23 protein-coding genes are annotated in these 25,643 nt (G+C 48.9%); 12 read left to right on the plus strand and 11 right to left on the minus strand.

The window, feature by feature from the left end:
* Positions 1–151: 151 nt before the first annotated feature.
* The 3 genes from COO92_RS12340 to COO92_RS12350 all read right to left on the minus strand — a co-directional run bounded on the left by COO92_RS12340 (position 152) and on the right by COO92_RS12350 (position 3,751).
* Positions 152–1,366, minus strand: a complete 1,215-nt coding sequence (locus COO92_RS12340) for a DegT/DnrJ/EryC1/StrS family aminotransferase (protein ID WP_206186405.1) — start codon at positions 1,364–1,366, stop codon at positions 152–154.
* Entirely contained in the window at positions 1,366–2,130 is a 765-nt protein-coding gene (locus tag COO92_RS12345; RefSeq protein WP_276307564.1) for a glycosyltransferase family protein, read from the minus strand. The genes COO92_RS12340 and COO92_RS12345 overlap by 1 nt, the downstream gene beginning before the upstream one ends.
* Before the next feature lie 127 nt (positions 2,131–2,257).
* Entirely contained in the window at positions 2,258–3,751 is a 1,494-nt protein-coding gene (locus tag COO92_RS12350) for a lipid II flippase MurJ (RefSeq protein ID WP_165792338.1), read from the minus strand.
* A 692-nt stretch (positions 3,752–4,443) separates the two neighbouring features.
* On the opposite strand from COO92_RS12350, the gene COO92_RS12355 reads away from it, so the two are divergent.
* From COO92_RS12355 to COO92_RS12415, 12 genes are all read left to right on the plus strand, one after another.
* Positions 4,444–4,803 carry a hypothetical protein gene (locus COO92_RS12355; protein ID WP_101302471.1) on the plus strand — a complete coding sequence of 120 codons (360 nt, stop codon included), beginning with the start codon at positions 4,444–4,446 and terminating at the stop codon, positions 4,801–4,803.
* Between the two features lie 11 nt (positions 4,804–4,814).
* Positions 4,815–5,780: an SDR family oxidoreductase gene (locus tag COO92_RS12360; protein WP_165792339.1), complete on the plus strand. Its 966-nt coding sequence runs from the start codon at positions 4,815–4,817 to the stop codon at positions 5,778–5,780.
* Positions 5,770–6,471, plus strand: a complete 702-nt coding sequence (locus COO92_RS12365) for a PIG-L deacetylase family protein (RefSeq protein WP_101302475.1) — start codon at positions 5,770–5,772, stop codon at positions 6,469–6,471. The genes COO92_RS12360 and COO92_RS12365 overlap by 11 nt, the downstream gene beginning before the upstream one ends.
* 62 nt (positions 6,472–6,533) lie before the next feature.
* On the plus strand, positions 6,534–7,520 hold the full coding sequence (locus tag COO92_RS12370) for a hypothetical protein (RefSeq protein ID WP_133125067.1): 987 nt from the start codon (positions 6,534–6,536) through the stop codon (positions 7,518–7,520).
* Positions 7,520–8,455, plus strand: coding sequence for an aldo/keto reductase (locus COO92_RS12375; RefSeq protein ID WP_101302479.1), 936 nt, complete (start codon positions 7,520–7,522; stop codon positions 8,453–8,455). The genes COO92_RS12370 and COO92_RS12375 overlap by 1 nt, the downstream gene beginning before the upstream one ends.
* Before the next feature lie 132 nt (positions 8,456–8,587).
* Positions 8,588–9,655 (plus strand): N-acetylneuraminate synthase family protein, encoded by a 1,068-nt coding sequence (locus COO92_RS12380; protein ID WP_101302481.1) that lies wholly within the window; start codon positions 8,588–8,590, stop codon positions 9,653–9,655.
* Entirely contained in the window at positions 9,652–10,335 is a 684-nt protein-coding gene (locus tag COO92_RS12385) for a WbqC family protein (RefSeq protein WP_101302483.1), read from the plus strand. The genes COO92_RS12380 and COO92_RS12385 overlap by 4 nt, the downstream gene beginning before the upstream one ends.
* Before the next feature lie 4 nt (positions 10,336–10,339).
* Positions 10,340–11,020 (plus strand): class I SAM-dependent methyltransferase, encoded by a 681-nt coding sequence (locus COO92_RS12390; RefSeq protein ID WP_101302485.1) that lies wholly within the window; start codon positions 10,340–10,342, stop codon positions 11,018–11,020.
* Positions 11,021–11,302: 282 nt separating this feature from the next.
* Positions 11,303–13,306, plus strand: a complete 2,004-nt coding sequence (locus COO92_RS12395; protein WP_101302487.1) for a sulfatase-like hydrolase/transferase — start codon at positions 11,303–11,305, stop codon at positions 13,304–13,306.
* 1 nt (position 13,307) lies between these two features.
* The gene (locus COO92_RS12400; protein ID WP_101302488.1) at positions 13,308–14,357 is read left to right on the plus strand and encodes a sulfotransferase family protein; all 1,050 of its coding nucleotides are present in this window, start codon (positions 13,308–13,310) and stop codon (positions 14,355–14,357) included.
* A 778-nt stretch (positions 14,358–15,135) separates the two neighbouring features.
* A complete protein-coding gene (locus COO92_RS12410) occupies positions 15,136–16,506 on the plus strand; it encodes a sulfatase-like hydrolase/transferase (protein WP_101302492.1) in 1,371 nt (456 codons plus the stop codon).
* 32 nt (positions 16,507–16,538) lie between these two features.
* Positions 16,539–17,381, plus strand: a complete 843-nt coding sequence (locus COO92_RS12415; protein WP_101302494.1) for a glycerophosphodiester phosphodiesterase family protein — start codon at positions 16,539–16,541, stop codon at positions 17,379–17,381.
* Positions 17,382–17,513: 132 nt separating this feature from the next.
* Here the strand turns inward: COO92_RS12415 and COO92_RS12420 are convergent, their stop codons facing one another.
* The 8 genes from COO92_RS12420 to COO92_RS12455 all read right to left on the minus strand — a co-directional run bounded on the left by COO92_RS12420 (position 17,514) and on the right by COO92_RS12455 (position 25,513).
* On the minus strand, positions 17,514–18,350 hold the full coding sequence (locus COO92_RS12420; protein ID WP_165792340.1) for a sulfotransferase domain-containing protein: 837 nt from the start codon (positions 18,348–18,350) through the stop codon (positions 17,514–17,516).
* 172 nt (positions 18,351–18,522) lie between these two features.
* Entirely contained in the window at positions 18,523–19,317 is a 795-nt protein-coding gene (locus COO92_RS12425) for a glycosyltransferase family 2 protein (RefSeq protein WP_101302497.1), read from the minus strand.
* Positions 19,314–20,282: a sulfotransferase domain-containing protein gene (locus tag COO92_RS12430; RefSeq protein ID WP_165792341.1), complete on the minus strand. Its 969-nt coding sequence runs from the start codon at positions 20,280–20,282 to the stop codon at positions 19,314–19,316. The genes COO92_RS12425 and COO92_RS12430 overlap by 4 nt, the downstream gene beginning before the upstream one ends.
* Entirely contained in the window at positions 20,245–21,468 is a 1,224-nt protein-coding gene (locus tag COO92_RS12435; RefSeq protein WP_165792342.1) for a glycosyltransferase family 4 protein, read from the minus strand. The genes COO92_RS12430 and COO92_RS12435 overlap by 38 nt, the downstream gene beginning before the upstream one ends.
* A gap of 135 nt (positions 21,469–21,603) precedes the next feature.
* Complete coding sequence (locus tag COO92_RS12440) at positions 21,604–22,377, minus strand: class I SAM-dependent DNA methyltransferase (protein WP_101302502.1); 774 nt, start codon at positions 22,375–22,377, stop codon at positions 21,604–21,606.
* Positions 22,374–23,543: a DegT/DnrJ/EryC1/StrS family aminotransferase gene (locus COO92_RS12445; protein ID WP_101302504.1), complete on the minus strand. Its 1,170-nt coding sequence runs from the start codon at positions 23,541–23,543 to the stop codon at positions 22,374–22,376. The genes COO92_RS12440 and COO92_RS12445 overlap by 4 nt, the downstream gene beginning before the upstream one ends.
* The gene (locus COO92_RS12450; protein WP_206186406.1) at positions 23,540–23,965 is read right to left on the minus strand and encodes a cupin domain-containing protein; all 426 of its coding nucleotides are present in this window, start codon (positions 23,963–23,965) and stop codon (positions 23,540–23,542) included. The genes COO92_RS12445 and COO92_RS12450 overlap by 4 nt, the downstream gene beginning before the upstream one ends.
* A 309-nt stretch (positions 23,966–24,274) precedes the next feature.
* Entirely contained in the window at positions 24,275–25,513 is a 1,239-nt protein-coding gene (locus COO92_RS12455; RefSeq protein ID WP_101302508.1) for a glycosyltransferase family 4 protein, read from the minus strand.
* Between the last annotated feature and the right edge of the window lie 130 nt (positions 25,514–25,643).

The raw sequence follows: 25,643 nt of genomic DNA on the forward strand, positions 1-25,643 counted from the left end.
CATTTTCCTCAATCATGGGACATTAGAGAATAGCTCTATGGCTTGGAAAATTCGATCAATAGAGACGAAATTTCGAAGAAATGCGTCTCAGTTCCGGCAAATCCTATAGGAAACTCATTGGGGCCTGTCTCGCTTCGTGACGCAGAAAAAATTACGAAAACTGATTGATGGTTTTACGCAATATTTCAGCTTGTTGTTCGGCTTCACCCCAGTTCCAGTAGTTGGTTTTAAACTGGAAGATTTTTGGTTGCACCAATTCCGCGTTGGGGCATAAGCCAAGCGCAAAATTCTGATAGGTGCCGGTATATGCGGGATGGGTAATCGGGCAACCCTTTGCAAACATCGGTTCCAGATAGCTAAGCTTCCATGCTGCATAGACACCATCGCCCCCATGGGCAAGGAACGCGTCGCGGAATTGATGCCACGTCACATCCGGGTGTTCCAATTTGGCGACGAAAGTCCAGTAGCTGTTGGTGTAGTCTTCAGGGGTTTTCTGCGGTACGAACCAGTCACATCCCGAGATGGCCTCTTTAAACAGGAGGCCGACATCAACGCGGCGCTGCACCAATTCGTCGATCCGTTCAAGTTGGGCCAACACTACTGCGGCGCAGAGTTCCGGCATTCGGTAGTTGAAGCCTGTCGAAACGTGGCGGGAATAATTGGGATCTTGAATATCGTTTTTTGTAATCTTCCCTTTGCGTGACCCAACACCTGCGTAACCCAAGCTGTTGAAGCGCCGGATATTGTTGGCGAGCGTTTCGTCGTTGGTGACGATCATACCACCTTCTCCCGCGGTCAGGTGCTTGGAGCTTTGGAAGCTAAAGCTCGACATGTGGCCGACGGTTCCCATTTTTCGACCTTTATAAGTGTTGGTGATGGCTTCAGCATCGTCTTCTATCACCACAAGGTTATGGTCTTTGGCGATCTGCATGATGGCATCCATATCAGGCGACAGGCCATAAAGGGCTACGGGAATAATCGCTTTGGTCCGCTCGGTGACCCGTTCGTGGATGCTTGCTGGATCGATTTGGAAGGTGTCTGGGTCGACATCCGCAAAAACTGGCACGGCATGAGCCTGTAAAACGACAAAAGTCGTTGAGGACATGGTGAGAGGAGGGACGATCACTTCGTCTCCGGGGCCGACGCCAGCGGCCTCCAAGGCGGCATGCATCGTGCAGGTGCCGTTCATGAAGGAAATGCCGAATTCCATTCCAAGGTGTTCGGCGAAAGCTTTTTCGAGGCGGGTGCAGAATTCTGACCCTTTCGATGTTTCAAACCCATAGTCCAGACATTGTAACAAATAGCTGCGTTCCAAGTCAGAGACGCGCTCAATGATGCGCTTTTTAGGGGCGGGATAGGAAAACATCAGTGATCACCTGTTTCTGTGCGGTAAAGGGCGGAGCGTGCAACCTGTGAATTCAAGGCGGCAATTTCCGGCTTTCTGTCTAACAGGCTGAGAATTTGATCTATGCGAGGCATGGGCTCATTGGGGAATTGCGCAAAAACGGCTTTAAAGAAAGCCATATCCATAGCGGTGTCCAAGGTCCAGCGGCACGCGGAAAGATCGGGCGTACCATGCAGGTTGTGACATCGGAATTTCTCCGGATGGTTGTACAAATAAGGTGTTACGTGCTCGCGCTCATCGGCGTCGTCGCATGCATCGTCGGCGGCGAGCAATGCCTTAATTGACAATATTTCGGTGTCTTGACCTTCAGGTAGCCAAGGGGGCTGATTATTGCTCACGTAATCCCAGCGCCCTCGTTCGGCCAGAAAGGTATCAATCGTTGCATCCATCACCGCCGGATCCTTCAGCGGGTCATCAGCGGTCAGGCGAACGACAGCACCGGCGTCTCTTTCCTTTTCTGGAATGATGGCCCGTACCGTTTGCGCATATCGGTTTAAAACATCATTTTTCGCGCCTCGAAAAACCAAAACGCCAGCTTTTTTCAGCCTTTGCTCAAGAATATCATCCGTGGCTGCAGTCGTTGTGGCGACAATGACCCGATCAATCAACCGGGCTGATTTGGCCCTGTCCACCAGATGCATAACGACCGGTTTTCCTGCGAGATCCATTAGGCTCTTGCCTGGGAGGCGTGTTGATCCCATGCGCGCCTGAATAATAGCAGTCACTGTCAATGTTGTTTTGCCTTTTATGCTTGTTCACAGTTGCAGGAGTTCGGCAAAGTACTCTTTTGGTATCTGGGATTCAATAAGAACCGGGTTGGCGTAGAGCCGATAAAACGACTGGCGGGGGCTGCTAGTTGCGATGTTGCCGGATCAAAATAGCGAGTGCAGCCCTGTCAACTGCTGGAAGGCCCCCGATCACAAGAAATACCGCAAAATAGCTAACCATCGCGGCAAAAACGGTCAATCCGAGTACCAAGATGTCTGTGGAGCCGATCGTTCCAGGTGTGTAGCCGGTTAAGCATAAGACAGCACTCATGACCAATGTTGCCAAAATCGAGCGGATCAGGCTCGACCAATGGAAAGAGATACTGAAGTGCTTGCGGACTTTATAGAGTGCATATGAAAACGCTATTCCATAGACGATGGCCGAGACAGCTGCTGGGACGGTCACTGTGGGCCAAATTGAGAGAAATACTAAGTTTAAAGCGACATTCCCAACAATAGCTATAAGGTTCGCCGTAAAAATAACCGATGTTTGACGAGTGACAAAGGCGACGCTCGAAAGAAGGATAATGATGCCATAGAACAGCATCCCTATCGCAATTAATGCTACCGCCCACCGCCCAGCAAAAGCCATTTCTGGTGTGGTGAGGGCTGCCACAACAGAAGGGCCGATAATCAGGGCGCCGACCATAAAGGGGATGGCGATGATTAAAAATAAACGTAGGGCGTTTGAAACGAGCTGTTCTGCTTGTTGATGTTTCTTATCGTCCCACAAGCGGCATAGCGGCGGGGGCAAAACGGAGCCTAAGACCTTGGGTAAAAAAGCAAGCAGGCCTGCCAAAGCATAGGATGACTGATATTGTCCCACCGCCGCCAAGGAGAGAAAAAGACCGATGAGGTATCTGTCGCCGAAGGCCACCAAAAAATCGACAATAAATTCGCCAGTCAGCGGAAGGCCCAAGCGCGCGTCTGTCCAAAAATTTCGCCAATTGCACTGAGGCCAACTTAGCCCTGTTTCACGGAAAACACCAAGTACGAGTGTTGGCAGTGACAAAATCACGAGTGAGCTGCCTTGTAGCAGCAAAAGGGTGTCCAAACTGAGATCATGCCAAAACAAAACGACGCCGATGATTGCGCCGATATGAATGTAGATTTGGCCCAAGGTCAGCAGATTATAGATGCCAAAACGCGACGTGTATCGATAGTAGTCAGTGGCCTTTTCTTGAAACAATAATCCCAGCAGCCAGATGACCAGATACTCCGGGGAGAAGGGGATACTCTCTCCGAACATACCAAACAAGCCGGGGCTGCCAAAGTAGAGCAGGGTTGCAAAGGCAGCAGTTGAAAAAATCCGGAATGTGAGTGGCGGCATCAGCAATGCGCAACGCTGACGTCCTGTGTCTGTCGAAGGAAGTTCACGGCGGAACGTGTAATTGGTGCCGAATGATGAAATTCCACTAATAAATACAACGATCGATGAAAGAAGGACGTACGCACCAAAAACGGAATCGCCGGCTGTTTTGACGATGATGGGCATGATGATCAGGCCACGGAAGCTGACCAAAAATTGGGTAAGGCCTCCAAGCAAAATTTGTTTTGCTATAGATCGACCAACCGACATCATGCCTCCTGAAATATGCGCATAGATATTTAAGTGCCACAGAAAATCTTACAGAGAATGCACCCTATAGCATGATCGACGTCTGTAGGAAAATGAACCTTCTGCCGATCATGTTTTACTTTTAAAATTTGGGCGAATGATGGTTAAGGGGCCTAGTCAACCTCTTTGCTGTATCGTTCGCTAAAAATTTTCAGCAAGGCCTATGGCCTCATAAAACAATCGAACATAAATTGCTGTACTGTTTAAAGCTTACCAGAGGCCGTCAGTTTGCAAATTGTGGCAATTTATCGCCCAGGATTTCAGAAAGTGAGGTGCAAGAATAGGCATCGTCAAAGAGAACAGCATCTTTGTGGTGTGGGTCCGTGTCGACTAAATAGGGGATGGCCACTTAATCAAAAAGACAGAAAGTATGAGTGCAGGTTGCTTCGAGGGCGAAAATACCGATTGGCCGATTTTCAAAGGTGAATATGCCTAGCTTAGCGGTGGGGGAGTATCTTATGAGCAAAAATTTTCTCTCACATTGCCCGATCTTGTATTCCATTGTATAGTTGTAATCTTTGACGTTTTACGAGTTAAAATATTAATAGATGGATTATGATTTCCAATTTCATCCTATGTTTAGTTGGGTGCCTTGTCCTTGGAGATATGTGCGATATCGACCGTCTTGTCGAGGATTCCGGGATGTTTATATCGTGATCCCCCCCAAAGAGCTAAAGCATGAAGTGATTGCTGAACTCAACCTCTTCGAATGTATCCGGACGAACGTCATCACCTCCGAAAACTCGGTGGCGGCATGCCTTTGGACTGATGAGAAAAAAGTGGTTGGATTTTTTATCAACACGGCCTCTAGCTCATTGAGCCTCGTCGGGTTGATCTTGGCGCAGTGCGTGTTCTTTTTGGTATCAAGTCTGACCTTCATTTGCCGCAGCTATGGCAAAAACAAAAGCAAAAGCATACCTATCGCGGACGGGTTACATCGCGTTAGCGACAACAATTCGGACCGTCTAGAGGCAGAGTGTTCAACGGCCAAAATGTGTCAGTTTGTTAGATGAAGACGGTTAAAATGGCACTCATCGATAATCACAAAGAGCAATCGCCCGTCCTGATAACTGGCGCAGGTGGTGCTTTGGGTTTTTATTTCTGCGCTGCTTGGGCCGATAGTGGATTGGCAGGGCGTTGCATCGTTCCTCTTATTCGCAGCGGACCGCAACAGAAATGCACGCTTGTTATGACAGGACGTTACCTTGCACCGATTGAGCGGGTTGATCTTGCGGACCACTCGCAAACCGCGGGTTTGATTGCCCGTTTGAGACCCAGCGTTGTTATCCATTGTGCTGCTTTGGCAAATGTGGATCGTTGCGAGGAAAATCGGGATGCGGCGTTTCGTGACAATGTAGAAGGGACACTATCAATCGTCGACGCTTTGCGGCGCCATGCGCCAGACTGCCATTTGGTGCATATTTCCACCGATCAAGTATATCGCGACGGCGGCGGATGCAGGGGGGACCTCGGTCCCGTCAACTTGTATGGATGGACAAAGCTGTGGAGCGAAGATATCGCCCGTGAGCATAAGGATACGACTGTTCTCCGACTTAATTATGTGGGGCGGGGGACTTCTGCTCGTCCGGGATTGGTCACTTGGCTGGTCGATAGCCTGCGAGCGGAGAAACCTGTCACTTTGCTTAAGGACGCGCTTTTTAATCCCTGCCACGGAGCCTTGGTACCGCAGGTCGTCGAACGTATGATCATGGCGCAGACCAAAGGGACTTTTAATCTTGGGTCACGCGGCGGAGGACTGTCCAAAGCAGATTTCTTGTTGGGGGTTGCACAAAAGCTCAGCTTGCCGACCCAAACTGCGAAGCTTGGTCGATTGAGCGACTTGTCCTTAAACGCGCCGCGCTCTTTAGATATGCGTATGGATGTTTCTTTGACGGAGGCCGCCTTGGGAGAAAAGCTGCCATCCCTTCTGGAAACCCTCGAGGCGCTGGTGGCTGAATGGCGAGAAGTGGGAAAGCATAATGTTTGCTGAAGAGCGGGTTCTAGTGATTGCCGCGCATCCCGACGATGAAGTGCTAGGGTGTGGTGGGGCCATCGGGAGATACCGTGCTCATGGGGGGGCGGTGCGAGTGGTTTTTTTGGCGGAAGGTGTCACCGCCCGCTTCACACCTGAGCAGTTTGACGCCTCTGAAGTAATAGAAAAATCGTCACGGCGAAATGCGAATGCTGTCAAGGCTATGGCAGTTTTGGGGGTCGAGGCTGACCAGATGTTTTTTTCCGAACGTCCTTGTTGCCGGCTGGATCAGGTACCGCTTCTTGATCTGACCAAGCAAATAGAATCTCATATTCGCGATTTCCTGCCGACACGCTTATTTACGCACTCTGCGGATGATCCAAATGTTGACCATGGGGTTGCTCATCGCGCCGTCTTGCCTGCGGTGCGCCCTCTGAGTGGACAAAGTTTGCGTGCTGTGTTTTCCTTTGAGGTTTTGTCCAGCACCGAATGGAACCCGTTAAAACCTTTTGCACCAACCGTCTTCCATGACATCACGGATCATATGGACCAGAAAGTTGCTGCGATGACGGCTTATGACGACGAGATGCATCCCGCACCCCATCCGCGTTCTCCAGAAGTCATCCGCGCCTTGGGGCGTTTCCGTGGAGCACAAGCGGGTTTACCCTATGCTGAGGGTTTCGCGCTGATTCGTGGCATTAATTTGTAATGGTGTGGCCAGCGCTTCTTATCCGGTGTGACGGCGGGACGGATCATGGTTTAGGGCACTTGATGCGCTGCTTGTCCTTGGCGGAATCCTTGCGCGCCGAGGGCGGGCCGGTCGCACAGTTTGTAATGCAGGCCCCAGACGACATTCTCCAAAGGGTAAGCGACGCCGGATTTTCGGTATTGGCGACGTCGTCAGTTGCTGGATCCGCAGGGCATGATTGTTCTCAGCTTCTGGAATGGTGTCAGAAAAATGGTGGCCCCCAAGCCGCGAAGCCTTGGGTCGTTGTGGACGGAAAATATGCAGATCCGTCGGCTTTAGTTCCCTTAGCCGAGAAGTCTCGGCTCATTTGTTACGATGACACTCCGTACCGCGATTTCCCCGCTACCGTGATTATCAATGCTCAACCATGGACTGACGAACAGGATTACCTGGATCGCACTGGGCGGTGGATTTTAGCCGGAGGCCGCTATAACGCCATTCATCCTGACTATTTTGCTGCTGCCGAAAAAACCGACCGTCAGGCTGTTTTGATCACGATGGGCGGAGAAGATCCGGCAAACGATACGGCGTGGATTGCCCGTACGGTCGGCGATATGCTTACAGGTTATAGGGTTTTGGTGGTAATCGGACCGGCCCATCCTGATCGGGCCGGGGCTATTACAGCCATTCGTCAGTATCTTCCGCAAGCAGAAATTATTCATGCACCACCGTCGTTAATTCCGGCTGCCGAACGCTCATTTTTGGCACTTTCAGCGGGCGGGACGAGTTGCTGTGAACTTCAGGCAGCGGGCGTGGCCGTTGCGGCGTTGGCAGTTGAAGAGCATCAAATTACCTTTATCAAGGCGCTGGAGCATTTGGGTGGAATTGTCCCCTTGGCCGGGCCTGCACCTGTTTGTTCTTCGCGCCCGGCCGAACCTGTCAGAACCATCTTACGCCGCCTGTTGTCTGATGCCGCTTGGCGCAACGAGCGTATTACCCTGGGAAAAACGTTGTTTCCAGCCCCTGGAGGGCGATATTTGGCGCGATCTTTGATGGAGATTTTGCCGTAATGTCTGCAAATGCCGAAAAGTTAGTTTTAGGGACCGCTCAGCTAGGATTGTCCTATGGGATCGCCAATCAAAGCGGAAAGCCTGATCGAAGAGCTGCGGTGAAGTTGGTTCACACTGCGTTGGCAGCCGGTGTGTGTGTCCTGGATACTGCGCGGTGTTACGGAGACTCCGAAGACGTTCTTAAGGAGGCTCTTTCATCTGCCAATCAAGGAAACTCGCTGCGAACCATAGTGATTACCAAGGTGAACACTCCTTCGGCTGAAGAAGCGGCTATCATGAATGATGCCGCGTTAGAGCGTTTTGCTGAAGATGGTGTACGCGCATCCTGCTGCGCATTGGGTATTGATAGAATACCCGTCCTGCTCATCCGGGAAGCATGGCCGTTGGAGCATCCCAATGGGTTTTGGCGGGCCTTGTTGAGGTTACGCACTGCGGGGGTGATTGGCATCTTAGGCTTATCGGCCCAAACGGTTGAAGAAGGAGAACTTGCTGCGGGCTGTAGTGACATCGGTCACTTGCAAATACCGTTTAATGTTCTGGACTACCGTTGGAGAGAGACTAGTGTTCTTGATCGCATATCTGACCGTCCAGACTTAACCGTGCATGTTCGCTCGGTGTTTTTACAGGGGTTGTTGCTCGGTGGGGATGGGATATCTTGGCCTGCCGTTGCAAATGGGGTAGGCCCCGCTGTGCGGGACGCGTTGCTAACAGCGCAGCAAGCGATTGGTCGTTCGTCTGTTGCGGATCTCTGTATCGCTTATGTTTTGAGTTATCCTCAGATTGCGGGCCTCGTTCTGGGAATGGAAACTGCCAAGCAACTCGAGGAAAATCTTGCTTTGGTGTCTCATTCTCCATTGAGCGCGGAAGAACGGCTTTTGGTCGATAGCTTAATACCTCGGGTTCCTTCTGCTTTGCTCAATCCTGGTTTGTGGTGAAAGCGCGTTGCTGAATATTCTTTGCACGACTGGTAAGCAATTGGGCGAGCTGTTATGTACCTGCTCAAATCGCCTGCAGGGTATAAGCCCTATGGCACAGATATAGCGTTAAGAATGAAAAGGTGATGGCGTATGGCGGCGCAGATGAAAATTGGCTCACGGTTGATCGGAGATGACCATCCGGTTTTTGTGATGGCGGAGGCGGGTGCCAATCATAATGGCGAATTGTCGTTGGCAAAGCAGCTCGTGGATGTTGCCAAGGCTGCTGGTGCCGATTGCGTTAAGTTCCAGACATTCACTGCAGCCGAATTTTGTGCCGACCGGACCAAAAACTTTACCTATTTTAGTCAAGGGAAAGAAGTTACCGAAAGCGAATACGAGATGTTTCGCCGGTTGGAATTCACCCGTGAGGAATGGGTCGAGCTTATGGCTTACTGTGAAGCCCAAGGTATCATGTTCCTGACGACGGTTCAGGACCCTGTTAATCTGGAAATGATGCAGGAACTGGGGCTTTTGGCGATTAAAGTTGGATCAGATGATTTCGATCATTTACCCAATCTACGTAACTTTGCTGCGACCGGTTTGCCGTTGATTATTTCCAAAGGCATGGCGGATGCCCAGGAAGTCGATAAAATAGTTGGAGATTTGAAAAGTCGCTGTGCTGACTTGGGGGTTCTTCACTGCGTATCGCTTTATCCGTCAGAGCCTAAGCATTTGAATTTGGCGCAGATCCCCGCATTGCGTGAGCGTCATCCCGATGTCGTTTGGGGCTTCTCTGATCACAGTCGGTCAACGGTCGCGCCTGCCTTGGCTGTGGCTTTGGGCGCTCGCATCATTGAAAAACACTTCACACTAAGTCACGGCATGGCTGGACCGGATCATTGGTTTTCAATGGATCCAAAAGAATTAACGGAAATGGTGGCACATATCCGTTTTGCGGAAGCTGCACAGGGCAGCGATAAAATTGCGCCAAATGTGGAAGAAGAAAAAAGCCGAGCCATTATGCGCCGACGGATTATCGCACGCCACGATTTGCCCGCTGGTACAGTTCTGGACGATAGTGCGGTGACGTTTAAGCGCGCTGAACAAGGACTGTATGTCGGAGATTGGGACGACGTGACGGGGCGTACCTTACGCACGGCTAAGGCGGCGACCGAAGGGATTGATATGAATGATTTGGAACCGGTGGATGGAAAATGATCGTTTCCATTCATCAGCCAGCGTATTTGCCTTGGTTGGGGTATTTTGAGAAGATCAAAAAATCCGATATTTTTCTATATCTTGATACAGTCCAGTTTCAGAAGGGCAGCTTTCAAAACCGCAATAAGATCCGCACCAAAGAGGGATGGATCTGGCAAACGGTGCCGGTGAAAACAAAGGGCAAGCATTTTGACCAGACAATTGCCGACCTGGAGATCAACAATCAAATGGGTTGGCAGTCCAAACATTGGGCGGCGATCACCCAAAATTACCGCAAAGCTCCCTTTGCTAAAGAGTGGTTGCCGCGTTTGGAGCCGTTTTACCATACCCCCTATGACCGGCTGAGCGATCTGTGTTGGGATATGATGATGGTCTTCAATCAAGCTTTGGAGATTACCACCCCGATCCAGAAAACCTCGAAGCTGCCTTCTGTTGAGGGGCCAAAGAGCGATCTCATTCGGAACCTTTGTCACGCGGTCGAGGCCGATACCTATTTTTCCGGTTCGCAAGGGCGTAGGTATTTGGATGAAGCCTCATTTGCGCATAATGGTATCTCGGTGGTTTATCAGGATTACAAACATCCGACATATGTTCAGACCTATTCAGGGTTTGAGCCATATATGGGGGTGATCGATCTTTTGATGAACGAACCTCAGCCAGCAGCTTTTCTGAGAGGATAGCAGGATGTTTTTTTCTCCTGAGTGGGAAGATATTTACGCCGCCGGGGCGCATCAAAGCGTTTGGCCATGGAGCGAGTTGATATCTTTGGTCATGCGGCATGCGCGACCGCACCAGAGCGAAAAGCCAGCGAAGGTTTTAGAGATTGGGTGTGGTGTTGGCGCTAATATTCCGCTGGTTCAATGGTTTGGAGGTGAGTTCCATGGTGTTGATAACAGCGCGAGTGCATTAGAACGCATTCGTCAGAGATACGAAGATCAAGTGCGGTTGGCCAAAGCTGATTTTTGTGAAGAGATTCCCTTTGCGGGGCCTTTCGACATCATTATCGACCGTGCGTCGCTCACGCATAACCATACCGCGGGCATCAGGCGCAGTTTGGATATGTTGGAAGCGCGTTTGGCGCCGGGCGGTGTCTATGTCGGCACCCATTGGTTTTCGACCGATTGTGATGATTTCAGTCGTGGAGAACCTACGGAAGATCGATATGTACGAAAAGGCTATACAAGTGGTGATTTCGCAGGCGTTGGTCTGATCCACTTTTCTGATCAAGCCCGTTTAGAGCAGCTTTTTTCACGGTTCACTCTTGAGGTGATGGACCATGTAATTAGCGAGACAAAAATACCCCATCCGCAGCGATTAGGGTGGTGGAATATTGTCGCAAGAAAAAAAGAGGACAACCGAGTGTAATGTTAAGAACCTCTTCTTACTTAAGTTAAACAAATTTTCCTTTGGGGCGTGGTATTATGTCCAGCAAATGATCTGAATGAATTTTGTGTCTCTGCGCCTGATGGCGATCTCTTCGACTGCATATTGCGCGCGTATCGTCAGCTATTTTATCCGGCCTATATTCATTGGGTTTTAATCGGACTAAGGACACAGATAAATTGCGCTAGAAGTTTGTGAGATTTTTTAGGAATCTCTTTCGTGTAGATTATTTTTATTTTACATAATATTCAAAAGTGAACTCGCATGACTAATATTTTTTCTGAAATAAACGCTGAAAATTTTCAGAAAACATTCTTGAATGTAAGCAAGAATGTCTTAATAGTTTTGTTTTTCTTTGTTGTTTACAAGATAAATTCGTTTACTTTTTACATGAATTTTTTTGACTTTTTTATTTATTTTTCAATTTCTTTTTTATTATCTCAGCTTTTTTCTTTGTTTGTATCGGTTTTTTTGTTTTCTGCATTTTTTTTCGCAAAGAGGTTTTTGGGGGGGCGTGGATACTTCAGTGTTTTTTATAAGTTAATTTCTTCGTTTGGGTATTCTATAAGTTTATTTTCGTTTGTTTTTTCTGTTGAACGTATTTTTATTGATCAATATTGGCTGAATAAATTTCATTTTACAGAAGTGTGGCGTGCTGTATTCGAGCTTTTCTACGGTATTGCAATACTTTTGGTCGTTCTGTATCTGGCGCTGAGGTCTAGTAAGAGGGAAGCCCTTTTGCAAAATGGACCGGATAAGAGGGGGGCGGAAGAATATAAAGTAGATGGCTTAAAGCGTCGGCTTCTTCTGACTTCTTCTGCATCAGCTGCGGCGGCGATAACTGTTGGCTCTAAGATAGTAATGGGAAATCATTTCGGTTTGCCCGTTGCTTCTTCTTTTGAAAAAAAAGAAGATCGTAAAAACGTTCTTCTTATTACATTTGATGCGCTCGCCGCGGCGGATATGTCGGTTTATGGGTATGGTCTGAAAACGACCCCCCATATTGACGCATTTGCCGATTTGTCGGATGTGCATACGAATTTTTATGCATGTTCGACTTTTACAACGCCATGTATATCGACCATTTTGACAGGCCGATATCCTTCAAGATCTCATGTTCATCAGTTGCACGGGATGCTACATGAACAGGATATTTATCGTACACTGCCAGCGATCTTGAAGGCGGCGGGATATAAGACAGGTATGATCTGCGGCAATCCTTACGCGATGCCTTTAATAGGCTCAACACATGGGGCTTTTGATCATTTGTGGGCGGCACCTAGGTCCGGGTGGAGTGATATTCCCCCAGCAGAACTCGTCGCGCTTCCTGGAATGACGGATATGATGGATTTGGTTGAGCGTACGGTCACTGTCTCGGGGCTTGTCGTTCCTGCCTTACGGCAAGAATTCTCACAAACTCCGCCGCATGCTACTTTTGAAGCGGCAAAAAAACTAATTTCCAAAACAGAAAGTCCATTCTTTATCTGGATCCATGTTATGGCGCCGCACGGCCCGTTTCTTCCATCGGAGGAGTTTCGTCACCGCTTTCTTAAGCCCGGCTTGCTTGAGACAAGGCAAGATATGCTACGCCCGCGGATTATGGATCGGGCAAAGGGAAAATCAAAGATCCAAACGGATATTGAACATTTACGGCTCCGCTATAACGAATGGGTTTCAGAGGCAGATAGCGCCTTCGGAGAATTTATGGCCTATATGAGCGGATCCGGGCTGCTAGATGATACGACAACGATATTGTCTGCAGACCATGGTGAATTTTTTATGCCTGATTCTTACGGGCATGGGGGCAATGTTTTTCACAAGGCTTTGGTCAATATTCCGATGATTGTCAGAATGCCGGGGCAAAAAACTGGAAGGTGTTTGCACGCTGTTGCCGATCAGACATCTATCGCCCCTACAGTATTGGAGATCGCCGGCCTGTCTGTGCCTGAATGGATGCAGGGTGGTGCAATGTATCGTAGCTATCAGGGCGATGCAGCTGCGTCTTCAGAAATCTCGTTCACTCAGTACTTGGAACAAAATAGCAGCTTTGAACCCATATCTACCGGTACCATAGGGGCGGTGACCAGTGGCATGCAGTATGTGCGGGAACTCGCGACAGGCGAAGAAAAACTTTACCAATTCGAAGATAATGCTTCGGGTTTGGGTGCTTTTGATCGTGTGCGGGAAGATGTTAAGCGGGATATGCCAGATATGATGAGAAGTATCAGGCAAGAAGTGAAAGAAAAATTTCCTGAATTGAATATCTAACATGGTCAGATTTCAAAAAAAAAAAGCGTATATTAACCTTAATAAATTGGCCTGGGAGAATGTTTTAAATTTTGGGAAATTGGATCCGTACACATCCTTTGTGCGGAAAGGTTTGCTTGGAAGCTTGTTCTCAATTTGCGGACGCTTGCAGTCTAAGATTCTTGAGAGTGAGCTCGTATCAGCTCAATCGCTTCCGCATCTTGTGATAACTGGGCACTGGCGATCTGGTACGACATACCTTCATAATCTCATATCTTGTGATCCGCAATTTACGTTCTGTTCTACCCAGGCTTGCATGAATCCTCATGCTTTTATGTTGGGTATTCCTAGCGGGGCGAACAGGAAAACAAATAGGCCAATGGACGACGTGCAAGTAGCGGCGGACTCTCCGCAGGAGGATGAATTTGCATTGCTCGCGTTGGGCGCGCGTTCACCTTATGAAGGTTTGATGTTTCCCAGAAGTCTTTTTGATGCTCTGTCTTTAGCCGATCCTGCCGAGCTTCCAGAGCTTGATCGACAGGTGTGGGAGCGTACATTCTGTGATTTTATCAAGGGTGTTTCGTTTGTCGGGGGACGACGTGCTGTTGTTGTGAAGTCGCCAACTCATTCTTATCGGGTTAAAGCTATTTCTGCCTTGCTTCCCAATGCGAAATTCATTTCCATACGGCGAAATCCGTTGGAGGTGTTTGAATCAACGTTTCGGATGTGGAAAGTGCTTTTTGACCTATATCGCCTGGGCGAGCCCATAGGGGATGACGATTTGCGAGAGATTATCCTTGAGAACAGGGTGATTATGGAGCGAAAGCTTTCTCGGGAGCTAGCAGCTTTGCCTGCACATATGGTTGCTCAAGTTGAGTACGAGCGGCTTGTCAGGGACCCGCTGCGAGAGATGCAAAGCCTTTATGCAAGGTTGGAGCTTGATCCCGAATTTTTAACATCCGAGTTTTTCGCGCAACAAATTGAGCGGAGCCGGTTGTACCGAGCTGGAAATAATGTCCCATCGCCTGAGTGGCAGCGACGTATACATTCTCAATGGGGTGATTTCTTTTAAAGATGGTGGCCTGATCGTCTTAGTTGTCGCTAGGGTCTGGCAGATGCGGTGGGCGCGCTATGTGTCGAATTTTTTTATTTCTGAACAGCTTAGATATTGCCTTGTTTACATAGGCGACGATAAATTTCCATGTGAATATTACGATACCAACGATGGGCGTTAGTATTTGCAGTAAAAGACTGCCAGTATTTGGGTCTATGTAGGCGTGTGCAGGGCAAATAGACAAAAGTAAGAAGCATGAAAAGAGAGATGTTTTTAGAAAATCTTTGATAAATTTCATGTCCGTAGCCATGGCTGTTGTCGCGTTCCTAAGACAGGCTGGCTTGTAAAAGGCGCCTATCGTGCGTTTGCTGAATCGTGTTTTGACTGAGCAGTTTAAGTGATTTGGTTCAAGTCTTGAAGCTTAGCAGGGGATAGCTGATCTTAAAACTTCAATTCCTCGCTCTTATAGGTATATTTTCAATATTTCTGTTTTATGTTCGAGATGTTGGTGCCGATTGTTTCTCTCTGAGTGGCTGTTGTAGGGGGGGGCTTGCGGCTTGAAAGGTGGTGAGAAGGGATCGCATGATCTGATAGATGAAGGGGGGGCTCATTAAGTGCTAACATGTCGGTTGGTTAAATAAAGGTGCTTCGCCATATAAAGTTGTATTCACATTAAAAAATTAAATTTAACAAATTATCTTGATAAGCATATTTATTTTTGTGATCTTGATTTAATAATGATTTTTTTTGTGTTAAGTATCTTTTTTTATTTCTGTTGGTATAAGATATATTTTTAATGAAGTATTTGGGTAAAGATGTATTAAATATTTTTTTGTTGCTTCTGTATTTTATTTCAATGAACTTTTTGTTCATTTTTTATTCAAGTTATTTTTTTATCGATAGGGCGTTTTTGAATGTAGACTATCTGCTGTATGTGATCGTTTCGTGTTTTATGCGTCCCTTTTTTTCCTGTCTAATATTTGTAGTATTCCTTGCTGTCGACGTTGTTATGTCAGCCAAAGGAATATTTTATTTCGACGTGAATTCCGTTGCGATGTCGATGTCGCAAATAAATTTAATACAAATATTCCAAAGCAATTTATTCATTTTAACCTCGATTTTGGCAATACTCCTGACTTCTGTTTCTTATTTTATATCGCGTTTGTTTTATAGAAATTGTAAAAATATCAAGTTTATGGTCATAGCAATTGTTGTGGTTTTGGGACTCGATTTCATAAACGGGACAAACGGCGTTCTTCCCGGTTCAATCCAAGCGACTATCAATTTGGCGGTCCTTCCTGAAAATATAGGTACGTCACAGATTGGAAAGCTTGCCTTTAATCTTGCGCGTAAGCGAAAAACAGTTGTCCCGGTCCAAATCGACAGTGCGTCCGAAACGCGCTTAATTCCTAATCAAGGTGCCCCCTCTAACGATCATAAGATGTTGATTGTTGTTGAATCTTGGGGGGTATCGGACAATCCCCTTTTAAACAGTATTCCGCTTAATCGTTTGTTGGTTCCATCGGTCTTGCAGCGATATGATGTGAATCGTGGCCGTGTTCCTTTTTCTGGCGCGACGACCAGCGGCGAAATGCGAGAATTTTGCGGCATTCGCGCCAGTTTTACGAATGCAATAGAATTGGGGTCAGCAAATTGTTTACCCGGTCGTTTCGCTTCGGCTGGTTATGAGGCGTATGCTTTTCATGGTTTCGCAAAAGCTTTCTTAAAACGTCAGGAATGGTTTCCTCTTGTCGGCTTCGAACATTTAAATTTTGGGGATGATACATCCGAGGAAAAATGTGGGATTGTTTTTCGCGGCGAATGCGATACGAACATTCTATCCAAGATCGCTTCACTTATGCGCGAACGTAAAAATCAAAAAACGTTCGTTTATTATTTGACGCTGAATACGCATCTTCCCAACAGTCCCAAATTGGCAAACAAGTCTCCGGCTTCCTGTGATGGAGTGCCAACACAGGAAATTTGCACGCTTCTAAAATTACATGAAGAGTTTTTTGCTGCTTTGGGGCGTATTTTGGCTGATCCGACCGTGCCTCCGATGCAGGTGTTACTTGTCGGCGATCATGCGCCACCCTTTGCGGATTTAAAGAGCCGCAAGGAATTTTCAACGCATGAGGTCCCCTTCCTTGAATTGGTGCCCAAATGAAATGCGCGCGCTGGATCTGGCGAGTTTGTCTGATGATCGCTATTGCGGTTGTCGTTGTAAGTTCGGCTGCACTGTTCGCTTTAGATGAGAGCGTGAAGGAGCGGCTTATTGAAGCCGATGCAATCGTGTTCGATGGCGCACTTCGTCGCGTTTATCATCACCAACGGTTGCCGGTTCTGCCCGCGACAGTTCCTGCACCGAAACCAAATGCTTATGCCTGGCTCGAACACGATGGCGCGCGTATTATTAAGCATGCCATGGGACGGACACCCATGTTTTCGCGAAACTCGGTGGGAGCTTTTGAAAATAGCATCGCGGCAGGATACACCATTATCGAAGGCGATTTGCGCCTGACGACGGATGGCGATTTGGTCTGCTTTCATGGCGAGGATGCAAAGCCAATCTCAACTAAAAGCTATCTGAAAGCGATAGAGAAAGGGCAGCAAGCCCCATGCTATTTTTCAGATATCGCGAACCTTTTGCGCGCACATCCGGAGGTTTACTTTGTTGTAGATGCCAAGGACGATTTTGTGGCGACTTACAGCTCAATCCTCAAAATAGCGCCAGACATTGTGCGTCAACTCATTCCACAACTATACGATTTCGAACAAATTGTCTGGGTCCGTCAGCACCATTTCTCAGGCGCTTTGTTCACTTCATATCTAAGTGCCCTAACCACGGAACAAATGTTTTTTTATGCGAAGGAGACGCATATAGAAGCCGTGACGTTAACCGAAGAACGCGCGTTAAAGCTTGCGTCTGTACCTTCGAACATTTCTGTTTTTACGCACACGATTGATGATCCAATTGAGGCTGGTAGATTTTTGCAGCGCGGATTTAAGGGCGTTTATAGCAACGAACTGCCCCCGACGTAGAGGTGGGGCAGTAAAGTTTCTAAGCTAATCGCGAGAAAACGCGGCATGCACTTACTGTAGCAATGCAAAAATCAACTATCAGGTTCAATGTCTTGAAGCATAGGTTTTTTCCGCGAGCAATAACACTAGGCTTCATTCTTCATTAGGGTGGCATTCGTAGCCAAAAACCTTCATGGTTTCGCCAGCGAGCTGTTCGATATAGCCCAGATCTTCTGCTGAAATTTCTTCTTTATGAGAGTTGCCTCCTTTGCGCACGAAGGTAAAGTCGCTGGGGAGGGTTAGATTTCTGTCCGTACAGAAATCTTCGTTCGCTTTCATCTTAGAAAATGACGAACTCTCAACAGCAGTATGGATGACCTCCGGTTCTATGGTGAAGCCTAGTAGCGCGTAAATATGCTTTAAAACGCCAGCCGTATCGCTGCGTAGGTCTTCGTATCTGATGACATTAAAAGAAACACTCGGCCGCGTTTGCGTCAGCCAGCTTTGAGCATGGTTGACCCAGGCCTCTATCCCAAAGTGTTGATCGCGGATCATGTCGCTCAACGACCCTTGGTACCACCCCAGCTTAGTAGCAAAGGCATGGTAAGAGGCCATCACGTCGCGGGGGTCACGAACCAAATAAATGACTTTGCTGTAAAGCGGGTTATGGGGAGCGTGGCTTTTAATAAAACGATGTCCCGGAAAGGGGAGTGGTTTGGGCAGGTGCCGTGATGTGTGGATGTCCGGGACTAAATCATTTATGGCAAAAAATGTTGGTTGACGGTCAATACCGCTTTTTTGCAGATTGACGGACGCAATCAGAAATGTGAGCCAAGTGATCCCGCTTTTGGGGAACTCGACCAAAAAGGTATCGTCGATACGCGGTGTGGACGGCGTGGTCAAAAGATGAGGCTGGTCACGTAAACGCCTTCGCAACCCGCGGCAAAATGCATTTGAGGTTGCTTTGATTTTCTTGAACTTGTCCGCCACGAAAGAAAATCCTTTTAACAGCTTTAATATGCCAAGCTGATTTTTTGGGTAAATGATCAGCCGGAGAATAAAAGTCTAAACCAATTTAGGGAAACAAAGACCCAAAAATACCGAATGTCCCATGAATGCACAGCGCTTGCGGAGCCTCGATACTGTTTTTCGGCAAAATCTGTTATCGGGAGGTCATCATGTTTTTCAAGCTCTGAATTCTCCTGCGGATGGCTAGTTTAGTCAATGCTATGACATAGGCCATGCCGACTTGAAACTCCGATAGTCTCAAATTGCGACGGCGGACTTGCTGTGCTTCCTTCAATGCTTGTGTCTGCTGGCTGGCTCCGCCAATGCGAACACGGGCAAGCGGTGTCGCGATGAAAGATGCACAGATATTTGGGCCGACCCGAAGCAGAAAATCATAATCAGAAGCGCTGCGAAACGAGATGTCGAACATTCCAAAGCGATCAAACAGTGTGCGATGATGTAGGGTCCCAGGATGGCCAATATTCATCCACTTTTGCATCTTCTGCCAATCCCAAGGTGAAGCGATGGTACGGACAATATGGCTGTCTGACGCGTCAACCCAGTGGATTGTCCCGACAATCATATTGATCTCGGAAGGGGCGCCTAGTGCCGCCTCGCGGCAGATGTCCATGGCATTTGGAAGGTAATAATCGTCAGCACCCATAAAGGCGATCCAGTCGCCTTTAGCAGCGGCGACACCTTTGTTCCAAGCATCATAAATACCGCGATCAGGTTCGCTGATGAGCACGTCAATCACGTCGGGCGCGTCATTGGCAAGTGCTATGGTATTGTCGTTAGATCCCCCATCGACAACAATCCATTCTATCCCGGTCCGATCTTGGACACGCAGCGAGTCGATCAGGTCCGATAAGTGCTTTCCTGCATTATAGGTAGACGTGATAATCGAAATCAGCGGCTTGATGCTTTTGGTGAAGGCAGTGTCGCTCATTGATAAGGTGCTTTCCAGTCGCTAACGTCCCATCCGGTAAGCTTTTCGACCTGCGTGAGGTCGTTGGACAGGCGGGATATAATGTAGCGTCGTTCTTCTTGGGTCAGGGTTGCTTTTGTAAGGGACCGATCCATTATAGAGCGCACTTTTCTGCGAATGGGCGTAGGGAATAAAAATCGAGCGATCGTTCCCATCTTTTCGATGTGCCGAAAGGCGAATGCCGCTGTCCTATTGGTCGGGACGCCAGAAATATTAACCTGTCGCTTTGGAGCACATTGTTGCTGGGCAATATCTGGGCTGACGCCAATAAAGTTATAAATGTCCTGCAGACTTTTTTTGCGTTCGCGAACAAAGCGTTCGTGGCGGAGAACCAGTACGTTCTCACTGCCGAAGGTGGAAAAATATCTTTCCAGAACCGGTGCATAATAGCTCTGTCCTAAATACGACCAAAATTCACCCCATTGCGCAGCATGCCGCTCTGGCTCCAAGGCTACGGCTTTCAAGAAAGACGGTTCTGGTTCGCAACCGATGAGACGAGCATGGAGAAACTGCGAAAAAGCTCTCTCTGCTGGATCACGCAGCATAATAATAATCTTTATGCTGCCCAGTGTGTTGTATATGTGACCGGGCGTGCGGGCATCTGAGAAGTAAGACGGGCAAACCTCGCCGATTGCCTTTTCGGTTTTTATGTCGGCGAACAGAGCTTTGTATTTTTCAAGGCTATCTACCTGCATGGGCGGTGGTGTACCTGGGCCATTCCAAGGCAAACCATCGAAAGCTAGGCGGAAAAAGTGCGTTTCCTTAACCTTAGTCACGAAGACATCAGCGTGGGCCGCGATGTCCTCGTATAAGGCCGTGGTGCCGGTTTTTGGGGCGCCCACACAAATGAAATTTGGTAACGATGGCATTATATTTAAACCTGAATTTTCAGTTCTTCCACCGACGCCGCTTAAGGTCGTAAGCATCAAAAATACCCTTAAGCTTTTGGGGTGTCGTGTCATCTCTCAACGTTTCCGCTAGAGTGTGTCCTGCGGCTTTGAGGCGCCTAACTTTAGACGCGTCTTCAATGACTGTACGCAAGTGTTCTGCAAGGCTTGGCGGGGCGGTGAGGTCGCAATAAAGCGCAGCATCGCCCATTTGAGCGCGGAAGGCTGGCTGATCAGCATAAATCACAGGGCAACCTAATAACGCAGCCTCAACGGGGGGCAGGTTGGTGGGGCCAAAATAGCTGGGCATCACCAATGCCTTTGCGCCGTCGTATAAAGCGGGAATCTCGTCATCATCGACAAACCCCAAAAAAAAGACCTGATCTGCGATGCCAAGCTTTTGTGCGCAAGCGCGAAGGTAGTCTTTATTTCCCTTGTCGCCGCCGCTTAAGGCCGCTCCGATTGTCAGGCCGTAGCGGGATTTAAGTTCTGCGATCCCTTCGAGCAAATAAACGTGATTCTTATGGGCCCACATTTGTGCTGGATAGAAAATGTAGTCGTTGGGAAGACCATATTTCTCCCGGACAGCCTGAGGTGAGGACGTGCTTTCCCCGCGCGCGTATGTACGCACACTAGCCGAGGGGAGAAAGGGAATGACGTGCACGCGGGCCCGATCAACCGCGTACCACGAAGCAATTTTGTCAGCACCTATCTCGGAATCTGCAATTACTGCCACGGCTTTGGGCAGAACGGCCTTCAAGATTTGCTCGCGGCGTTCAAATTCCCGATTGGCAAAGACTTCGGGAAACTCGGGATGGTCCCGATGGCATAAGTCCCAGACGGTGAACATGTAGGAATGTCTGGACAACCTGATAGGTGTGGCGGACCGCGCATTAAAAAAAGCGATGTCGATGCCAAGCCCGTCCAGGCGAATGTCCAAATTTTGTCCAAGGCGTTTGAGCCCCAAACGTCGGATGAGACGCAGTACCCGTTCACTTCTGGGCATGAGACCGCCTATGGTATCGCAAAAACGCGTCCAGGCCCCATCGGCATAGAGATGAGCCTCTATTTTGCGCTCTCGAAGGTGGTCGATGTTCTCGGCGATCGGGGTCAGGACGACGACGTCATGGCCCGGCAAAGATTGAAGAGTCTGAACCATGGATAAGGTTTGCTGGAAGGCTCCCCCCGAGTGAAGGGCGTTTTCGACGAATACAGCAATCCTCATCGGTGTCCGGTCCTTGGAGAAAACTCTTACCAGCCAAATGCTGTCGCGATGACGCATAAGCTTACAAAGAAAACAGCGCTTTTATTATAAAAACCTAGCGCAAGCATTTTCTAGTAAGTGAGGGCGTGCTGTTTGTCAAATGGCGACAGCCAGCACATAAGCACCAAGCTCTCCGGCCTGCGGTGGTCCTTTTGTTAGCCATTCGCCGTGCGCGATCGTTTTAAAGCCGTGAACAGAAAGTTTTTCTTCTAAAAACGCGGGGTCGAAATAGCGCATGGGATGTTCTTCCTGCCAGCGGTGAATTGTTCCGGTCTTCTTGTCCGTGGCCGTCACGTGGAAATTAACCCGAACCAAGTCGTTCTTTGCTTCTAGTACCGGCTCTGTCAGGCGATGCACATGCCACGCATCACTTTCTACTTCACGCTCGCGTCTTGCGACACCATCTCGGCGGATGGCCTCGGCATACCAGTAATCGAACAGGAAAGGTGCCCCTTTGGGCAAATGCCGCCGGATTTGGCGCAAGGCTGCGTCGAGATCATCGTTGACAGTGATATAGCTCAAGACATGGAAGAGTGCCGCCGCGGCGTCAAAAGCCTGCAACAGACGAAAGGAGCGCACATCCCCTTGCATAAACTGAACCGATGATGCGGTGGGCAAACCCGTACTGCGTTGCGTTGCCAGTGCGACCATTTTCTCTGAAAGATCGACCCCGTGCACAGCGAGCCCCTGTTTCGCAAAAAGGTGCGCGTGGCGCCCTGTCCCAGAACCGATATCGAGTAGGTTGTTTAAGGGGGCTGAACTGGCCTTATTCAAACGAGCAAGGACAAAGTCTGCCTCGGAAACATAGTCTTTGGCGCCGTAGAGCAGGTCATAAACCGCAACATATTCTTGGGAAAAGGTTCCACTCATCTAAGGACCTTTTGGATGACCGCTGCGACCCGACGCATTTGCACCTCGGTTATGCCGACACCTGATGGCACATAGAATCCCCGCTTGGCTATCCTTTCGGCCACGGGGCAAGAAACTCCCTTAAACAAGTTCATTTTTTGGAACACAGGTTGCAGATGCATAGGCCAGAAAAATGGACGCGTGCCAATTTTATGCTCGGCAAGGGCTGCCATTGCAGCCTTGGCGTCCATTTCCAAGCTGTCGTCGAGAATAAGAGAATACACCCAGTACAAGCCTTCGGCATAATCGGTCCGCGTGAGCGGTAATTGGACACCCGATATCGAAGAGAGGAGATCGGTGTAGGTGGCACCAATCGCGCGCTTCCGGGCAACGGTTTCATCAAGTTTTTCTACCTGAGCCAAACCCAGTGCCGCCTGCATATTGGTTAAGCGGTAGTTCCATCCCAGTTCATCATGCACAAAGCGTTGTTTTGAATTAAAACATAGGTTCCGCAGACTGCGGCATCTGCTCGCCAACTCTGCGTCGTCGGTCATCACCATGCCACCTTCGCCTGCCGTGACCAACTTGTTTGGGTAAAAGCTAAAGGTACTTAGCGTGCCAAAGCTTCCGCACGGACGGCCTTTATAGGTTTGTCCATGCATTTCTGCGGCATCTTCGATCACCGCCAAACCATGTTTTTCGGCCAAGGTTAAGATGGGATCCATATCGACAGGAAGGCCGTAAATATGCACCACCATTAGGGCTTTGGTGCGCGGTGTAATGGCATCTGCGTAATGATCAGTGGTACTGTTGAGCGTTGTTGGGTCACAGTCCACCACTACCGGATTGGCCCCGCTGCGAACCACAGCTGCCGCACAGGAGATAATGGTAAAGGATGGTAATATTACCTCGTCCCCTGGGCTTAGCCGCAAGGCCGCAACCGCAATGTCAAGTGCTGCTGATCCATTTGCAACGCCAATCCCGTGTCGGCGATTGACCCTTTCGGCCATTGCCGCTTCAAAGCGTTCGACATAGGGGCCTTCGGACGAAATCCATCCGGTATCAATGCAATCGATCAGATAAGCGCGCTCGTTCCCATCAAGTTTGGGTTCGTTAACTGGGATCGGGCCGACCGCTTCCAGCGAAAGAGCGTCCTCAAGTTCTAGCGAGAAGGGCGCGGAGGTCATACTTTTACCTTATCGGCTGAGATGCCCTGAAAGCGCGTTTTGTCCTCATCGCCGGCGTAGGGGCCTTGCTTAATTTCAAACATCTCTATTTCTTCGAGGACCTCAAAGCCATGTCCCCCTTTGATCAGCAAAATCACATCACCTGCTTCTAAGGTTCTGCTGTAGAGATAGGCCTGATTTTCATCATAAAAATCGACCCTTAGGCGGCCCTTGCGCAGAACCAAGACCTCTTGAGTTAGATCGACTTCTCGCTTTACGGGGTTATGAACGTGCGGATCAATGAGCTTTCCGCTTGGATGCTGCATATAGCCTACTTGCTGGGACAATGAAGAATGTGTAAAGAATGAAATACCCGGTTTGGCATAGGATGCCCGTATAATCAGGGCCAGTAGTTCACCGCTATGCTCGATGTGTTCTATCATTCGTCTTACTCTGGCTTCAGCTTCTCTGGGTTTGTTAGACATTGCGCAAGAGGCGATATATGTCGCGGGTGTATCGCATCGTCCAGATATATATGCAGTGGGCGCGATCTCTCTGCGGGTGTTTTCGTAAAAATGCGCGCAAAGATTTCTGTGCGTGATGGCATCTGAGTTGTTGTTCCCGGTGTCGGGAATTTTTAGAAGCTTTGAAAGCTAAAATAGAGGCATTTTTTGTGGACTGGTTCCAATGCCGGAGAAAAGCGATCAAAACCTACATTGAGCCTGATATTATGGTCAACTCAATTAACGTTGTCAGGATAATACGTGCTGGCAGTTAAGCATCTCATAGACGTCAAGAAGTTCTGCGATGTGCTTTTCCAATGTTGGTGGGGTAGCCCAAAAGCGTTGATAAGCTGTAATACCCAAGCGTTCCACCAGTTCCTTGTCGGTAAGGCGGTTAATAGTTTGTGCTAAAGAGCTCTGGTCGCCGCTAGTGAATAACAGACCTGTCTCCTCATGGGTGACCACGTCTGTGGCAGCACAAGCATCTGCTATAACCGCAGGGACGCCGCGCGCTGCACATTCAAGGACCGTCAGGCCCAAGGTTTCGTACCATAGCGAGGGTAAGACGAGGGCTCGAGTTTGATCGATCAGGGGCAAAATATCGCTAAAAGACAGCCATCCGGTGAATTTATGTTCTGGATAACTGGTCTGAAGGATGTCCTTCAATTCTCCATCGCCCACAAAAGTGACTTGAACGCCTGCTTCGCGGGCTGCCGCGGCCAAAAGTCCCGGTCCCTTTTCTGGGGATAAACGCCCAATAAACAATAGGCCGTTTGCGAAGTGCGGCTGAGAAGCAGGAGATTTCACGCATTCAATTGGGGGGGGGATACGATGAATTGGGGTGTCTTGCGGCAAAAATGGCTGTAAAATGCGCTGGCTAAAGTCTGAGACCGAAATAAAGGCATCTACGCATGCGGGAAAGTGTCCAGGGCCGTGTTGGATGACTTGGCGGGTAACGCGCCACATTTTGTGAGCCGGGCTGCGGGCGTCGCAATTGCAGCCTAGACAGGCGGTGCTTAAAGGCTTTCGATGGCAGGTGAGACCGTTCTTATAGTCGTAAAAGCCTCCATTGGGACAAACGGTAAAGTAGTCATGCAATGTTAGCACCAGAGGAAAGCGACCTTGGCGAATCACCGGAATAATGGACGTCGAAAGAACCTTGGTCCAACTGTGCAGATGGACGACTGTTGTGGTCGGATCAAGGTGCTCTAAAATGTCCCTAAGACCGCGTGCTGCACCGTGGTTCCAAAGTCCTGTGAGGAAAGCTTTGTGACGGCTGGAGGGATCTGAAATTGATGACTGATTGAGGGAGACAATCTCGGCGCCGCTGGCTTCTAATGCTGGATCAACGGTTCCGCCTTCTCCGCTGACGAAAATAACCCGGTATCCGGCTTGGCGCAAACCTATTGCGCTCTGCAGTGCAACTTTAGCCGCTCCCCCGTTGTTGCGGGCAGTATCCGATAGAACGACGACCGTCGAAGTCTGCATGTTGATTGTTTTCCTGAGCAACAGAGTGGCCAAGTTGCCTGAATGCCGAATATTCAAAAGGTCATAGCATCCGGTTACCCTGATTTTCTAGTCTGGTTTGAAGGCTTTCACCGTGCTAAAACTCGATGTC

Source organism: Thalassospira lohafexi, assembly GCF_002844275.1.
Classification (GTDB): Bacteria; Pseudomonadota; Alphaproteobacteria; order Rhodospirillales; family Thalassospiraceae; genus Thalassospira; species Thalassospira lohafexi.